Here is a 14,989-nt window from a genome sequence, read left to right on the forward strand (position 1 = left end):
ATCGCCTCCTAGATCAATCGGGCAGCACGGGTACGAGAACTTCAGCGGCCGACCCCGCCCGTTGGCAAGGGGCCACCACATTCTTCGATGACGCGCGATTCATCGTCCCGACAATTACCGATCCGTAAGTCGTCGAGAACGCCATGTCGCAGTCCTCGTCGTACTGATCCGCATCGGTGCGATATTGGAGTGCCTGCCTCCCAGCCACCGTCACGTCGGCGAAATCCTTGTTTCCGTCCTTGTTCCGGATAGCTTCGACTGTGTTGTCCGTCGAATACACTGTCAGGCCGAAGTCGCTGTTGTTCCAGGAGCAAACCTTCCAGCCCTCGACCTCGACATCGGCCACACCGGACCGTTCTGTCTCCGGCCGCATACCGATTTGGACAAGCAACTCATCGCTGATCTCGGTGCACGGATCCCACAGCACTTGCGTCTGTCCTTGACCCGATGCCTCGGTCGAACTGCTCCCGCCTCCGTCGGGCGTCGCGGTCCCCTCCACATCGGACCCGCACCCCCCAGCCAACAACGCACCGGCCGCCACCACGGCCCCCACCGCCCACCGTCGCACTAGCGCCTCCCGATCGACCGACAAAACCCTCTGCAGTCTAGGACGCATCAGCTGCCCGATCGGTTCCACCGGTTTCCAACTCCTGCGCCGGGCAACGCCGGAGCCTCGCGGTTCCGGCTGTGGCCAGCGGATTCTCCGTAGGCGGCGCTGAGCGCGGAACTATCCGCTCACTTGCTGCGCCCTGAATCCGGCTTGATCCGGCCCGCCGCGACCAACACCTCCCATGCCGCGGCCTTTCGCGCGCATTCATCCACCCTGCACCCGCGATGCCGCTGCATCGTCCGATGTGCCTCCACCAGCCCCATCGGCCGCTCCGGCGCATCATGCGGAAATCCCGCCGGCCACATCGCGTACTCCATCCTCGATTGCCGTTCCTCCCAGGCGAGCCGCCAGCGGATATCCGCCACACTGCGTCCCTCGGGGATATCCACCGGCCACCACAACCCCGCCGCAACAATGCACACTGCCGAAAGCGCAAATCCGGCGAAACACCCGAACATCCACCACCCCGTCATCACTGGCCACCCTCCCGAAGATCACCGGACAATCGCGGCGGGCCTTCGGCACGAAGCCGGGCATACTCTCGGGCGCAGCGCGCATCGTTCGGCGCGTGAAACTCGTAGTACGCCAATGCACCCCAATATCCATCGGCCGCGACCGGCGGCGGTGGTCCCGAGGCCGCGAACCGCGCCACGTCGTCGGCGGTGCCATTGCGCCGCAACCACCACAATCGTGCGAAATACACATCCTGCGCCGTCAATTCCCGTCGACCGCCCGTGAAACCCATTCCGACTCGCCTCCTGTCCTGATGCCTGCGGACATCCGGCGCCGAGAGCTTTCGCCACCAACTCACGGCTCCCGCAGGTCAGTGCGCCCCATATGGGGCATCGACCCGGCGCCGGATGCGGAGACCAGCCTCACCGGGGGGGCGGGATCGTAGCGACGGCAGAATCTGCACGCACCTAATGTGCAGAATCTGCCGTTGACCCAACTGACCAGCGAATTCGCGCCTACAGTTGGCACATACGACCATCGGATCGAGCAAGGGGGCTCGGTTTGACCAACGAAACACTCACTCCCGCATGGGAAACGCGACAGTTTCAAGAACTGCTGGCCAGCGGGCAACCTGGCCGCGCACTCGCTCTGGTCCGCCGACAACTAGGACTGTCCCAAGCTGATTTCGGCGACCTGCTGCATTGGGAGCGCACCCACGTCGGACGAGTCGAGCGCTGCGAAGTCGGCACCATCTTCGACCTGCGCGAACTCACCCGTGCCACCGATGCACTCGGCATCCCGCGCACCGCTCTGCTGCCGCTATTGCTGGGCACTGCCGGACCGGGGACTATCGAAAACAACGATGAAGGAGCTGAAGACATGGACCGCAGACAGTTCGGCCGGACAGCCACGATCACCGCGCTAGCACTCACCGCCACAGGAGCCGCCGCAAGCGATCCGGTCAAGGTCGGCAGCCCGCACATCACCCAGATTCAGAACATCACTCGCCGACTCTGGGAACACGACAACCAGTTCGGTGCCGGGGACATCGCCCAGTTTGCATACCAGCAGTACCGACGCGCCCGACACCTACTTGACCACGGCGAATATGGCGCCCACACCGGCGCAGACCTGGTAGCGACGATCGGGCGCCTATCCACATGCGCGGGATGGCTAGCGCATGACAGCAACGACTACGGCCTTGCACGAGCCTGCTACACAGATGCCGTCATCCTGGCCGAACAGAGCGGCGATAGTGACTTGCACACCAATGCACTGGGTGGGCTGAGCTATGTCGCTATCGATCGAGCGACGAAGAGCCGCGAATGCGTCCGCCTGTCCCAGCGTGCTGCCGAACTCGCTCGGCGCATACCGTCAGCCCGGCTCAATGCGTTGCGTCGCGCACGCGAGGCCACCGCGTACGCATCCGTCGGAGATGGCCAGGAGTTCAACCGCGCCATGGCAAGTGTGTGGCGGGAAGCCGACCGCGGACTGGAGCACGAAAATGATCCAGTATGGCTGCATTTCGTCACTGAGTCAGAACTCACCGTTCTTCAAGCCAAGGGCCACAAGCTCCTCGGCCAGCACAGCAAAGCAGCCGACCTCTACCGCGAAAGCGTGGACCGCCCAGGAAATCTCCCTCGCGACGAAGCGTCCTACCGCACCTACTACGCCGCATCCCTCGCCGGCCTCGGCGACACAACCTCCGCCGTCGACGCAGCCAACTCTGCCCTCTCACTCTTGGAGAACACCGTCAACTCTCCCCGCCTGCTCGCCGAACTCCACCCCGTCTACACCGCCACTCGCCACCTCACCACCGACGCCGCCACCCACTTCCGCCACCGCTATACCTCCCTCGTAGGTGGACGTAAGCGGCTCTGAGCGGCGTCGTACCGGCTGGCGGTCTGGACCCCTACCTCAGCCGGCCTGTATCGTTCGGGCCGTGAGTACGGGGGAGAATCCGGCATCCGCCGACACCATCATGGTTGTGCCCGAGCAGGTGCGTGCGGTCGGCCAGTACGTCTACGGAGTGGCTGACGAGTTACGGTCGGCGTTGGAATCTGCGGCCCGGGATGTGGATTCGCTGGCCGACGGCGGCTGGCGTGGAGGGGCAGCCACCCAGTTCGCGGAGGGCTGGACCGAACTACGCGACGGTGGCGTGCAGATCATCGCGGCCCTGACCGGGATGGCCGAAAAACTGGGTGTGACGGCCGACAACTATCAGGCTCGAGACGAAGGCACTGCCGCTGCGGTGACGCAGTCGAGCTTGAACATCGTGTCATGAGTACTGAGTTCGAGGTAAACCTCACCGAGCTGGAGAATTTGGTCGCCCGGTTGGCCGGTCTGGCCGGTTTCATCGCCGATCATCTCGATCGTATCGATGACAAAGTCGCCGGGCTCCAGGGCACGGGATGGGAAGGCGTAGCGGCACAGGCTTATGCCGACGCGCACCGCCAGTGGGCTGTGGGCGCACGCGAATTCGCTGAAGGCATTCTCGACATGAGCGAGGCTGCGAAGACGGCGCACGGCCGCTACACCCGCGCGATCGCCGCCAATTCTCGAATCCTGTCGAGCGGGCAAGCATGAACGACACGTTGCGTGTCGACTGGCAAACCTTCTACGAAGCGGCCGCACAGTGCCACCAGCTCGCCACGGATCTGCGGGCGGCGGACAAGCCCGTGCACGATGCCGTCAAGGGGGAATGCGTCGGCATGGCCGGCGACGCGCCCGGCTGCAAGCAGTGGGGCGAGAAATATGATCAGGTCGCCCTCGACACCATGCAGACCTGCACCAATCTCGCCGATGCGCTCACCAACTTCGGATACGCGCTCTACGCGATGGGCTACCACTACGGGCAAGAACCCGGTGGCACACCCGCACCGCGCCCAACGATTCACGCGATGTCGGAGCACAAAGTCGCGATCCCGCCATCGACAGCAGACAACGGACATGGGATCAAACGCGACGATTCCGTCGGCGTCGAAGAACTCTTCGACGCTGTACTGGCCAAAGTAGGCGAAGAGTTCGGCAAGCTACCCAACGGCGACACCGACAAGCTCAACAAGGCATCCTCGGTCTGGAAAACTTTCGCTGAACACGAGGCCATCACCGGTGCCGCCGCCCGAATCCAGTCCATCAGATCCCTGTTCGACAACACCGTCGACCCAGAAAATCTCCCCAAAATCCACGCCCACCTCGACACCCTCCACGGCGGCGCCACCCAACTCGCGGCCGCCACAAGCAGCATCGCCGCACCGGTCACGGCCTACCACACCGGAACAGTCGACGTCCGCGCCGCATTCGAATCGGCTCTGAAAACTGCGCTGATCGCGATCACCGCAACCCTGGTAGTTGCCGCCGCCTCAGCCTGGTTCACCTTCGGCGCAAGCCTGGCCGCCGCCGGCGGCACGGTCACCGTCGTCGCCGCCGACGCCGCCGTCGCCATCGGCACCGCCTACCGCGCCAGCAAACTCTTCCAGGCCATCGGACTGACCGCTGCAGCTGCGGGCGGCGCCGTCACGGTAGGAAAGGTGGGCGCATTCGACTCAGTCCCCCCGCTGAGCGCAGTAATCGGCAGTCTCGCCGGGATCATCGCGATGAAAGTATTCATCGATGACGATGGCCTGCCTGAGGGGAGGAATGATGGCACCAGGACTGGCCCCAAGAGCCAGGAAGAGGTCCGCGATACCGTCCTGTCCAGAACAAGCAAGGGAAATAACAAGCCCAATCGTCAAGTCGACACCGACCAGGAGCTTGAATCCCTATACAAAGATCTCACACGCGAAGGAAAGCCCTCCTCGATGCGCGACTATGATGGTGAGGTGAAGGAGCTGCCGGACGGAACGAAGATCGGACTGAGGAACTACAGCGAATCGGGCGGTCGAACAATCGACATTTGGTACCCCGGTCGGTCCGCGCCAGTGAAGGTGCATTTGCCGTGAACATCGACACCGCATACGAGAATTTCCTTCTGTACTCGATCTCGGATGATTGGGCACAGCTGGGCCAGTTCGTCGAGCACGCTCGCAAGTTCGCTCCAGAGCAGTACACGCGAGAGTATGTTCTCGACCTGATACGCGAGCTCGTGCTCCGGGGATATATCGAGATCGGCAACATCTCGCCAGAATCAGACCCCCCTTGGCGCCCTTGGGATGTGCCGGTCGATGAGGCAATTCAACGAATTGCCCATGGGCGTAACGGCATCACCGGCCTTCTGGAAATGCCGGAAGCCGACCTCGGCCCAAACGAGCTGTTTCGGGCAAGGCTCACCGCCCTCGGTCGGGCTCGGCTAGCAGAACTGGGCGACCCGTATGAAAAATACGGTGACCCATGGTTCGACGACCCGTACCTGAACGCATCGGATTGGGGCTATCCGCCGTATCGTCCATCGTAAGATCAGATCGTAGGATATCGACTGACAGGGGGGAAGGTGGCCTGAGCACATGATGAGGATGTACGCACGATCCCTGGAAGATGTGCGATCGTGGCCATCCGATCCTGATGCTAGTCGTGGCTTACGCACGTACCTGGAATCCTTGCCCGCCGATCCTTCGGGCGAGCGAACCTCGGAGTCGCTATTGAACGGCTGGGGGCTGGATTTCTCGGGCGCGGACCTGTCTGGCCTGGATCTGCTCGGTGCGGAACTCAGCGAGGCCAAGGTCGATCATGTTCGCTTCGTTGGCACAGATTTGCATACGGCGTGGATCGCCGATGCGAGCGCCCGAGGGGCCGACTTCAGCCAATCGGATATTCGGAAGCTTCAAGGTCGGGGCTGCGACGCGCGGGCTGCCAAGTTCCGCGAAGCCAACTTGGAGAAGGCCGATCTAGACGGTGCCGATCTGAGCGGCGCCGATCTCAGCGGCGCCAACTTACAGCGTTCGTTCTTGGCGGGCGCCGACCTGCGCGGCGCTGATCTGCGCACCTGCCGGCTCAATGGTTCAAGCTTCGCCAAAGCCAAAGTTGCCTGGTGCCTGGTTGAAGGCTGCCGCGGCGTAATCCGCGGCCCGATAGACGTCGGTGTCGAAACCACTGAATTGCTCAGCGGCGAAGATTTGAATACCCGGTTTTCCGAAAGAGGTGCCCCAGAGGTGAAGGCAGTAATCCCTGCTAGAAGCTAGATTCACAAGATTGCAGGTCGGCTGCCCGCATATGGCAGCCCGACAGATCCAGGCCAACGAGATGGATTTTCCAATGGATGAGGTACTGGAGAACTTTCTGCTCTACAGAATAGCTGATGATTGGGCGGCGATCGGAGAGTTTCACGGGACAGTCGAAAAGCTTCAGCCTGACGATTTCTCGCGCCGCCGCGTGCTCGAGATAGTCAAGGAGCTAACCGAAGCCGGTATGATCAGGTTGGGCGCCTTCCCAGGAGGCGGTCGCCCGTGGGAACCTTGGGATGCGCCGACCGACGAGGCGATCAATCGCATAGCGCAGGGCTATAACGGTGAGTGCGGGTATCTATCTATTACCGATGATGAGATCGGAACTAACGAAGTATTTCGTGCAGAAATCACCGAAGCGGGACGGGCTCGATTGCGATACCTAGGAGACCCCTACGATAAGTATGGCGACCCCTGGTTCGACGACCCGTACCTGAACGCGTCGGATTGGGGCTGTCCATCGTATCGGCGTCCGTAGGACGATGTCAACAGATCTCTCTCCGGCTTCGAGACGAAGAATTGAAGTACTCGAACACTTCATGCTGTACGAACTTTCGGACGACTGGGCTCCCATCGCGACCCTTTGACGGCATGTTCGCGCGAATAGCTCATGAAGAATACTCTCGACAGGCAATCTTAGACCTTATCCAAGAGTTCGCAGAAAAGAATTACATCCGGTTCGGCGCCTTCCCCGGCGGAGGCCGCTTATGGGAGCCATGGACTGTATCGATTGATGAAGCAATCGATCGGATTGCCCACGGATACAACGGGGTTCCCGGCTACCTTCAGATCGATTATGACGCTATCGGTTCGAACGAGGTGTTCCGAGCCGATCTCATCGAGGGCGGCGAACGGAGACTGAGCGAGCTCGGCAATCCGTATGAGAAGTATGGTGATCCTTGGCGTGGAACTCCGCGAGAGGCACGCAGATGACCGACCACCGTTGCATTTGCAGGAAGCAGACCTCTACGTATCGCCAGGCCAGCGACGGAGGTTCATGAGATTACCAGTAGCCGGCACGAGAGTGTCCGAAGTGACTATCGGATACACGGTTACCGTCCGGTTAGGCGAATCATTCGAATACGAACTGCACATCGAGGGCGATCTCGAGATCTTCGAGGGATCTAAACCGCCTACCCGGTTCGAATACGAGTGCTACCAGGAACACCGCGAGCAGCTCGAAGCCTTGGTCGGTTCAGTGGTAGAGACAGCCACCGCCGATAGCTCGGGATCGTTTGAGCTGGGACTGAATACGGGTCTCTGCGTGCGCGTGCTTCCGGATGCGGAATACGAGGCGTGGAGTCTCGTCGGTCCACGGGGGTACCGTGTCATATGCCTGCCGGGTGGGCAGCTGGCAATCTGGTCGGCAAGATAGTCACTATCACTATCGAGCTGGCGGCAGCGAACTCTGGGGGTCGCAATTTTTCTTAACGAATACCATCGCCTGCTCCTGTCAGAGCTCACGGAAAACGAGCTGCACCAGATATCGACACACACCATATCCTTCGCCTCGGGTGAGCGTCGGGATGCCGTTCACTTGGCAGTCGCATGGGAAGCTCATGTGGACAAGATCGATCGCGACCGCGAACTTCCACGGGCCGACCGAAGCGTCTGGACCGAGTATGACTTCGTCGCGGCGCTGACGATGCGCGACTTCCTACAGGAAGCGCTCGACAGCTTGCCAATGACGTTGCAGGGCAAGCTTTTACGGTTGATCGGCCCCGTTGACAACCGGTTTCGGGGGTACACGGTGCCGGATACGGGCACGAGGATCTCCGTCATCGCCGACGTCGATCTTTCCCACCGCGAGTGGTGGTGGTTCAGGCTGCCGGCATCCGGTCCGATTGCCGAAGATTTCGAAGAGATCGCATCTCGAGGTATCGGGTGAGCGCGATCAGCCCGCCCTTCATTGCGATCGGGAGGCAGACGTAGTCGGAAGCATCCGGCAACTGCGGCACCCCTCACCGAATCCTCAGAGAATCACCCACTTGCGCCCCATAACTCGCCTCTAGCCTCGCCCGGGTGATCAACAAACGCGCCCGCTGGGCACTTCTCGCCGCTGTCGTCGTCGGAGCCGGGGCGGTGGGCGGGTTCGCCGCCTGTGCTCGGTCCTCATCAGCGCCGAGCGGGATTGCTCTGGTCAACGCCGATTCAGGACCGACGGGCGAACGTGTGGTCCAGGCGGTTCGGCAGGCCGGTGGTTATGAGTGGACAACGGTGGCGCCGGGTGAGGCGGACGTCGACGACTACGCGGCGGTCATCACGTTGCCTGCCGATCTGACGGAGTCGATGGGCACGTTGGCGGGGCCGCAGCCGCGGCGGGCGCAGGTGACGGTGGCGACGCATGCGGGCGCCGACGCCGAGCTGGTGGACGGGGCGATCGCGACGGTGACCCAGCGCATCGGGGCCGTGGGGGTGGAGGCGGCGCTCTCGGCGACGGCCGCCGCCCGGACGGAGATGACGAGCGTGCAGTTCAGCGCGCAATTGCTGAACGCGGGGGTGAACGCGGCGGCGGCCGGGGCCGATCAGTTCAGCGCGGGCGCCGACCAGCTGCTCGGCTTCCTGGATATGGCCAAGAACGGTTCCGCGCAGTTGACGTCGGCGATCGAACTGCTGAACAACACCGTCGACGGGGCCGCCGCGCAGGCCGAACAGCTTGCCGCCGCGTTCGATTCGACGAATCTGACCATCGCCCAGGTGCAGCAGACAGCGACCACGATGACCTCGGGGCTCGACCAGATCCTGCCGGTGCTGCGCGGCCTGCCGTTCTCCGGTGAGCCGCAGGTGGCGGATGTGATCGCCAAGCTGCAAGCGCTGCGTGACGTCTCCGGCCAGGCGGGCGCGCAGCTCACCGGGCTCGGCACGCTGACCGGCGCCGCCGTCGACCCGAACACCGACCTTGGCACCCTGCTGCGCACCGTGGTGGCCCGATTGACCGGCGCGAGCGATCAATTGGCCCAGGGTGCGCAACTCGCCGAATCCCTGCCGCAGCTCGCCGAGCAGGGCGGCGCGCAGCTGCTGGCCGCCATCGGCATGATCGAGACCGGCATCGGACAGCTCCAGGGCATCGTCGGCAACCTGAACACCCAGACCGGCAAGGCCCTCGCCGCCCTTCCCCAACGCGGCAAGGCGCAACAGTCGGCGGTCGCGCTCGCCCTCACCGACCCGGTGGAGATCGTGCGGGAGTGAGCAACCAGCCTCCCCGGATGTCAGGCGGGTGAACCGTCGAGCGTGACCGGTAGCCGATCCGGCATTCCGAAACGCGGATAGAGATCGTAGAGGTGGAAACGGGTGACCGCGGAAATCCGCTCCCCCGAACAGGTCAGCACGATCAGCCCGGCCGGTGACGCGAACGGCCCCTCCGGATCGTCGAGGTAGGTGGCGAAGGCAGGCTGGGTATTGGCGCTCGTCGCCCACAGATGCGCCCGCCGCGCTCCGCGATAGCCGAACGAGGCGCGCAGGAACTCGGCGATGGCGGCCGGGCCGTGGTACTCGTGCGGCGCGGGCGGCATGGTGAGCCAGGCGTCGTCGGTCAACAGGGCCACCACGCCGTCCACATCGCCGGCGAGATAAGCCTGCGCGAAACGTTGGGCGAGCGACTGTTCGGTGGACGAGCCGGGCCGGGTCCGTTCGAGGCTGCCATGCTGGCGCCGCAACGTCGCCCGGGCGCGTTGCAGGGTGCCTTTCACCACCGTCGGCGTGCTGTCGAGCAGATCGGCGACCTCGGCAGTCGGGAAGCCGAGCACATCGCGCAGCACTACGGTCGCGGTGTGCAGCGGCGGAAGTCGTTGCAGCGCGGCGACGAAGGTGAGTTCGACCGTGGCCCGGGCCTCATGATTCGCCTCCGGTCCCGGAGCCGGGTCGGCCACACCCGCGAGCACGTCGTCGGGGACCGGTTGCAGCCAGGTGATCGAATCCCGCCGGGTCGGCTCCGGCGGCTGGAACGGTGGCACCGGCTCGGGTGGACGGCGGCGAGCCGCGCGCAGCGCGTTGAGGCAACGGTTGGTGGCGATCCGGTACAGCCAGGTCCGCACCGAGGAGCGCTGTTCGAAGTCCGGCAGGCCGCGCCAGGCCGCGAGCAGCGCTTCCTGGAGGGTGTCCTCGGCGTCGGTCAACGATCCGAGCATCCGGTAGCAGTGCACCAGCAGTTCCCGCCGATACGGCTCGGTCAGCTCATCGAAGGCCCGTTCGTCGCCGGCGCGGGCCCGTTCGAGGACGGTCTGCTCCACGAAAGTCATCGTGCCATCCGGACGGATCTGCCCGCCGCGTTCCGTTCTCCCGCCCCGCGGTGTCGGTATCGGTGAGGGCGGCAGCGAGCGGCCCACCGACCCGGAAGGACATCATGACCAGCAGTGCTCTGCAGACCGCGCTGGACTACCACCACGCCTGGACCGGCCACGACTTCGACCGCGCCAGCACCTATCTGGCCGACGACCTCGTCTGCGAGGCGCCGTCCGGGCAGATCACCGGCCTGGCCGATTTCCGGGCCTTCATGGAACCGTTCAGCCAGATCATGACGAGCTCGCGGCTGCTCGGCGCGTTCGGCGACGACCACACCGCGATGCTGATGTACGACACCACCACCGTCCCGGTGCCGCACGCACCCGGCGCCGAGCTCTACACCGTCGCCGACGGCCGGATCACCCACATCCGGATCATCTTCGACCGCGCCCCGTTCGACGCCGCCCGGGCGGCCGCATCCCCACCCAGCTGAGACAGCATCGACCCCGCTGACACAGCACTGCGGCCCGCACTCGATGAGTGCGGGCCACAGTGGGAGGCCGAGATTACTTGACGTCCAGCAGGTCGATGACGAAGACCAGCGTCTTACCGGAGAGCCTGTGGCCTGCGCCGGCCGGACCGTACGCCTTCTCCGGCGGGATGGTGAGCTGGCGGCGGCCGCCGACCCGCATCCCGGGGATGCCATCCTGCCAGCCCTGGATCAGGCCGCGCAGCGGGAAGGTGATGGACTCGCCGCGGTTCCAGGACGAGTCGAACTCCTCGCCGGTGTCGAATTCGACGCCCACGTAATGCACCTCGACGGTGCCGCCGGCCTTGGCTTCCGCGCCGTCACCGACGGTGATGTCCTTGATGACGAGGTCGGTAGGCGCGGGGCCCGCCTGGAATTCGATCTCCGGCTTGGTCATTCGCATATCCCCTTCGATATGTGTGCTTCGGCTCTAGCGGTTGGTGATCTCGTGGTAGTCGCGCGCACCGTACCCGGTGTAGATCTGGCGCGGGCGGCCGATCTTGAGCGGCTCGCTGTGCATTTCGCGCCAGTGCGCGATCCAGCCGGGCAGCCGGCCCATGGCGAACAGCACGGTGAACATGCGGGTCGGGAAGCCCATGGCCTTGTAGATGACGCCGGTGTAGAAGTCGACGTTCGGGTACAGGCGGCGCTCGACGAAGTAATCGTCGGTCAGGGCGGCCTCTTCCAGCGCCTTCGCGATGTCGAACAGCTCGTCGTCACCGCCGAGCTTGGCCAGGATGGCGTCGGCGTGCTTCTTGGCGATGGCCGCGCGCGGGTCGTAGTTGCGGTAGACGCGGTGCCCGAAGCCCATGAGCTTCACGCCGTCTTCCTTGTTCTTGACCTTGCGGATGAACTCCTTGACATCGCCGCCCTGCGCCTTGATGTCGTCGAGCATCTCCAGCACGGCCTGGTTGGCGCCGCCGTGCAGCGGGCCCCACAGCGCGTTGATGCCGCCGGACACCGAGGTGAACAGGTTGGCGTCGGAGGAGCCGACCAGGCGCACGGTGGAGGTGGAGCAGTTCTGCTCGTGATCGGCGTGCAGGATCAGCAGCATGTCCAGCGCGGCGGCGATCTCGGGGTCGACCTCGTAGGGCTCGGCCGGGAAGCCGAAGGTCATCCGCAGGAAGTTCTCCACCAGGCTCAGCGAGTTGTCCGGGTAGAGGAACGGCTGGCCGACCGACTTCTTGTACGAGTACGCGGCGATGGTCGGCAGCTTGGCCAGCAGGCGGATGGTGGACAGCTCGACCTGCTCGGGGTCGCGCGGATCCAGCGAGTCCTGGTAGTAGGCCGACAGCGCGTTCACCGCGGACGACAGCACCGGCATCGGGTGCGCGTTGCGCGGGAAGCCGTCGAAGAATCGCTTGAGATCCTCGTGCAGCAGGGTGTGGCGGCGGATCTTGTCGGTGAACGACTCGAGCTGGGCCTGCGTCGGTAGCTCGCCGTAGATGAGCAGGTAGCTTACCTCGATGAAGGTCGAGCGCTCGGCCAGCTGGTCGATCGGGTACCCGCGGTAGCGCAGGATGCCCGCCTCGCCGTCGATGTAGGTGATGGCCGACTTGGTGGAGGCGGTGTTGACGAAGCCGGGGTCGTAGGTGGTGTATCCCGTGCTCGCCAGCAGCTTGCCCAGGTCGATGCCGTCGTTGCCCTCGGAGGCCTCGGCGATCGTCATGGGGTATTCGCCACCGGGGTACGTCAGCACCGGCTTGGCGTCATTGATGTGATTCTCGGGCACGGAAGGATCCCTCTCAGGCTATGACCGTCGGCACCGGGTGCGGTCGGCACGGCGGTGCGCTTGACCATGACGCTAGTCGCTGCTTCGCCGGGCTCGGGCAGGAGGGTGCCCACCGCACGATCTCACAAACGTACAGACGGGCGGTGAGGCCGGGGTACTCACGCGGGCACCGGTTTCGCCTCTGACCGGCCCACCCGGTATCGCACGAAGGCCGGGAAGGCCAGCGCCGCGAGCACCACACCGACCACGACCAGCACTCCACCGCCCGCGGCGGCTACGGCGGTACCCAGGCTCGCCGCGGCAAAACCGTGCGCAACATCACCGATTCGCGGGCCGCCGGCGACCACGACGATGAACACCCCTTGCAGTCTGCCGCGCATTTCGTCGGTCGCGACGGTCTGCAACATCGTCATCCGCAGCGCGGCCGAGACCATGTCCACCGCGCCTCCGAAGGCCGAGCAGGCCAGCGCGATCCACAGCCCGGCGGCGACGCCGAGACCGTGTCCGGTGAACCCGACCGCGACCCCGAAACCGACCATCGCCAGCCCCCACAGCGCGATGCACACGATCACCGCGAGCCCTTGACGGCGCACCCGCGGAATCCACCCGGAGAACACGCCACCGAGCACGGCGCCGGCCGACATGGACGCGAACAGCAGCCCGAGCGCGACGCCGCCGGTGGCCGGATCGCCGAAGGTCTCGTGCGCGATCTGCGGGAACAACGCCCGCGGCATGCCGAACACCATGGCGATGATGTCGACGGCGAAGGAGGCGAGCAGGATGCGCTGGGTGGCCAGGTAGGCGAAGCCGTCGAACACCGTGCGCAGGCCGGCGCGGCGCACCGAGCCGGTCGGCGGCAGCGACGGCAGCCGCCACACCGCCCATATCGTGACCAGCAGCGCGATGGCGTCGATCAGGTACAGCGTGGACAGCCCGATCAGCGGGATGAGTGCGCCGGCGAGCACCGGCCCGGCGATGGCGCCGAACTGGGTGACCGTCATCGACAGCGAATTGGCCGCGGCCAGTTGGCTTTCCGGCAGAAGCCTGGGGATGGTCGCGCTGCGCGTGGGCTGATTGACGGCGAAGAAGGCCTGCTGCACCGCGAACAGGCCGAGCACCAGCCACACATTGCCCGCGCCGAGCGCGGCCTGGATCCAGAAGGCGAGCGCGGTGAGTCCGGTGCCCGCGTTGGTGATCAGCAGCAGCGTGCGCCGGTCCATCACATCGGCGAGCGCGCCGCCCCACAGCCCGAACACGATCAGCGGCACCAGCCCGAACAGGCCGGCCAGCCCGACGTATCCGGAACTGCCGGTGAGCTGGAAGATCTGGGTCGGGACCGCGACGACCGAGAGTTGCGCCCCGATCGTGGTGACGATGCCGGAGGTCCACAGCCTGCGGTAGTCCGGGTCGCGCAGTGGCCTGGTGTCGGCGAGCACTTTCACCGGCCGCAGATTATGCGAGCCCGGCCGGATTCGGCCAGACCTTATTCATCACATGATTGGATGCATTGCCCGTCTGGGGATCAGGGCTGTAGGCGCTGGACCGTCATCGTGGCGCCGTCGACGTTGACCCGGATGCGGTTGTGCAACCGCCCCTGACGCCCCTGCCAGAACTCGACCTCGTCGGGCCGCAGCAGGTAACCACCCCAGTGCGGCGGCACGGGGATCTCGTCGACGCCGGCGAAGCGCGCCGTGGTCTCGGCCAGCGCGCGATCGAGTTCGGCCCGCGAGGCGATCGGCCTGGACTGGTGCGAGGCCCAGGCGCTGAGCTGAGAATCACGCGGGCGCGAACGCCAGTAGACGGCGGTGGTCTCGGCCGAGACCCGCTGCACCGGCCCGCGCAGATGCACCTGCCTGCCCAGCGCGGGCCAGACGAAGGTGGCCGCCGCGAACGGCACCGCGGCCAGTTGCGTCCCCTTTGCCGAGTCGTAATTGGTGTAGAAAGTCACACCTTCGGGCGAGAGCCCTTTACACAGCACGGTGCGCGCGACCGGACGCGGCGTGCCGTCGGCGGCGAGCGCGACCGTGGCCAGCACCATGGCGTTGGGCTCGGCGATACCGACCGCGGTGGCCTGCTCGATCCAGTGCCGCAGCAACGGTTCCCAGCCGCCTGCCAGCCAGTTCTCGTCCAGATCGGCATCGCGGGCCCCGGTACCGGGCGCGCCCTCGCTGTCGAAAGGCCCGGCACCGTAGTCGACGCGCATGGCGGCGAGATCCGGGTAGGAATTGTCCAGGTCACGCATGGGGCAGACGTTACTCCGCAGTAGCTAGGGGCTAAGGTTTTGG

General features: G+C 64.9%; 19 protein-coding genes. 12 read left to right on the forward strand and 7 right to left on the reverse strand.

The genetic code is table 11. The features are described 5' to 3' along the window. Positions 1-13: 13 nt before the first annotated feature. The gene (locus FEK34_RS02205; protein ID WP_249358763.1) at positions 14-616 is read right to left on the reverse strand and encodes a DUF3558 domain-containing protein; all 603 of its coding nucleotides are present in this window, start codon (positions 614-616) and stop codon (positions 14-16) included. Positions 617-735: 119 nt separating this feature from the next. Next, positions 736-1,083, reverse strand: a complete 348-nt coding sequence (locus FEK34_RS02210) for a hypothetical protein (RefSeq protein ID WP_138446166.1) — start codon at positions 1,081-1,083, stop codon at positions 736-738. A gap of 541 nt (positions 1,084-1,624) precedes the next feature. On the opposite strand from FEK34_RS02210, the gene FEK34_RS02215 reads away from it, so the two are divergent. The 11 genes from FEK34_RS02215 to FEK34_RS02260 all read left to right on the forward strand — a co-directional run bounded on the left by FEK34_RS02215 (position 1,625) and on the right by FEK34_RS02260 (position 9,411). Further along, on the forward strand, positions 1,625-2,944 hold the full coding sequence (locus FEK34_RS02215; RefSeq protein ID WP_138446167.1) for a helix-turn-helix domain-containing protein: 1,320 nt from the start codon (positions 1,625-1,627) through the stop codon (positions 2,942-2,944). A 61-nt stretch (positions 2,945-3,005) separates the two neighbouring features. Further along, positions 3,006-3,347, forward strand: a complete 342-nt coding sequence (locus tag FEK34_RS02220) for a WXG100 family type VII secretion target (protein ID WP_171048003.1) — start codon at positions 3,006-3,008, stop codon at positions 3,345-3,347. Beyond that, positions 3,344-3,649, forward strand: a complete 306-nt coding sequence (locus tag FEK34_RS02225) for a WXG100 family type VII secretion target (protein WP_138446168.1) — start codon at positions 3,344-3,346, stop codon at positions 3,647-3,649. Before FEK34_RS02220 ends, FEK34_RS02225 begins: the two co-directional genes overlap by 4 nt. Then, the gene (locus FEK34_RS02230) at positions 3,646-5,004 is read left to right on the forward strand and encodes a hypothetical protein (protein WP_212748683.1); all 1,359 of its coding nucleotides are present in this window, start codon (positions 3,646-3,648) and stop codon (positions 5,002-5,004) included. The genes FEK34_RS02225 and FEK34_RS02230 overlap by 4 nt, the downstream gene beginning before the upstream one ends. Beyond that, complete coding sequence (locus FEK34_RS02235; protein WP_138446169.1) at positions 5,001-5,456, forward strand: hypothetical protein; 456 nt, start codon at positions 5,001-5,003, stop codon at positions 5,454-5,456. Before FEK34_RS02230 ends, FEK34_RS02235 begins: the two co-directional genes overlap by 4 nt. A 184-nt stretch (positions 5,457-5,640) precedes the next feature. After that, the gene (locus FEK34_RS02240; protein WP_171048004.1) at positions 5,641-6,180 is read left to right on the forward strand and encodes a pentapeptide repeat-containing protein; all 540 of its coding nucleotides are present in this window, start codon (positions 5,641-5,643) and stop codon (positions 6,178-6,180) included. 73 nt (positions 6,181-6,253) lie between these two features. After that, a complete protein-coding gene (locus FEK34_RS02245; RefSeq protein WP_138446171.1) occupies positions 6,254-6,700 on the forward strand; it encodes a hypothetical protein in 447 nt (148 codons plus the stop codon). 113 nt (positions 6,701-6,813) lie between these two features. Continuing rightward, positions 6,814-7,155: a hypothetical protein gene (locus FEK34_RS02250; RefSeq protein WP_249358748.1), complete on the forward strand. Its 342-nt coding sequence runs from the start codon at positions 6,814-6,816 to the stop codon at positions 7,153-7,155. Between the two features lie 64 nt (positions 7,156-7,219). Then, positions 7,220-7,597 carry a DUF6188 family protein gene (locus FEK34_RS31345; protein WP_432760923.1) on the forward strand — a complete coding sequence of 126 codons (378 nt, stop codon included), beginning with the start codon at positions 7,220-7,222 and terminating at the stop codon, positions 7,595-7,597. A 186-nt stretch (positions 7,598-7,783) separates the two neighbouring features. Next, complete coding sequence (locus FEK34_RS02255; RefSeq protein WP_138446172.1) at positions 7,784-8,110, forward strand: hypothetical protein; 327 nt, start codon at positions 7,784-7,786, stop codon at positions 8,108-8,110. Positions 8,111-8,244: 134 nt separating this feature from the next. Continuing rightward, the gene (locus FEK34_RS02260; protein ID WP_171048005.1) at positions 8,245-9,411 is read left to right on the forward strand and encodes a hypothetical protein; all 1,167 of its coding nucleotides are present in this window, start codon (positions 8,245-8,247) and stop codon (positions 9,409-9,411) included. A 20-nt stretch (positions 9,412-9,431) separates the two neighbouring features. On the opposite strand, the gene FEK34_RS02265 is transcribed toward FEK34_RS02260, so the two are convergent. After that, complete coding sequence (locus FEK34_RS02265) at positions 9,432-10,460, reverse strand: RNA polymerase subunit sigma-70 (protein WP_212748684.1); 1,029 nt, start codon at positions 10,458-10,460, stop codon at positions 9,432-9,434. Positions 10,461-10,564: 104 nt separating this feature from the next. Between FEK34_RS02265 and FEK34_RS02270 the strand changes: the two genes are divergently transcribed. Further along, complete coding sequence (locus FEK34_RS02270) at positions 10,565-10,936, forward strand: nuclear transport factor 2 family protein (protein WP_171048006.1); 372 nt, start codon at positions 10,565-10,567, stop codon at positions 10,934-10,936. A 73-nt stretch (positions 10,937-11,009) separates the two neighbouring features. Here FEK34_RS02270 and FEK34_RS02275 read toward each other — a convergent pair whose 3' ends face one another. From FEK34_RS02275 to pdxH, 4 genes are all read right to left on the reverse strand, one after another. Next, positions 11,010-11,369, reverse strand: coding sequence for an FKBP-type peptidyl-prolyl cis-trans isomerase (locus FEK34_RS02275; RefSeq protein WP_138446173.1), 360 nt, complete (start codon positions 11,367-11,369; stop codon positions 11,010-11,012). 33 nt (positions 11,370-11,402) lie between these two features. Then, positions 11,403-12,704, reverse strand: a complete 1,302-nt coding sequence (locus FEK34_RS02280) for a citrate synthase (protein ID WP_104897758.1) — start codon at positions 12,702-12,704, stop codon at positions 11,403-11,405. 158 nt (positions 12,705-12,862) lie between these two features. Beyond that, on the reverse strand, positions 12,863-14,146 hold the full coding sequence (locus tag FEK34_RS02285; protein WP_138446174.1) for an MFS transporter: 1,284 nt from the start codon (positions 14,144-14,146) through the stop codon (positions 12,863-12,865). Between the two features lie 80 nt (positions 14,147-14,226). Further along, positions 14,227-14,946: a pyridoxamine 5'-phosphate oxidase gene (gene pdxH / locus FEK34_RS02290; RefSeq protein WP_138446175.1), complete on the reverse strand. Its 720-nt coding sequence runs from the start codon at positions 14,944-14,946 to the stop codon at positions 14,227-14,229. Between the last annotated feature and the right edge of the window lie 43 nt (positions 14,947-14,989).

Source organism: Nocardia cyriacigeorgica (assembly GCF_005863245.1).
In the GTDB taxonomy this organism is placed as follows: Bacteria; Actinomycetota; Actinomycetes; order Mycobacteriales; family Mycobacteriaceae; genus Nocardia; species Nocardia cyriacigeorgica_C.